Below are 298 nucleotides of genomic sequence, written 5' to 3' on the forward strand. Positions count from 1 at the left end.
GACCTAAATCCAAATTGATATTTCCTGATGAAGCATCTAACTCAAAGATTGATGCCCCGACTTCCTTGGCTGCTGCATTAATTTTGTCACGTTGTAATAACGCCCAAGAATCACCAAGCCGATCTTCGGACTGCTGTTCATATGCCTTAGCGATAAATTCGTAAGTCGGTAATTCGGCTTCAACACCACTCTCGTCTTTACTCACGACGCTACCAACAGTTTCAAATTCCAAAGAACTGTCGATGACAGCATTGTTAAATACATACGTTCCAAGGTGCTCACTAGAACAAGAGTTGCT

1 pseudogene is annotated in these 298 nt (G+C 42.3%); it reads right to left on the reverse strand.

From position 1 onward, the window contains the following. A pseudogene (locus FTW16_RS20080) lies at positions 1-298 on the reverse strand (CAP domain-containing protein); the annotation flags it as partial.

It is taken from the genome of Vibrio sp. T20, assembly GCF_007858795.1.
In the GTDB taxonomy this organism is placed as follows: domain Bacteria; phylum Pseudomonadota; class Gammaproteobacteria; order Enterobacterales; family Vibrionaceae; genus Vibrio; species Vibrio satsumensis.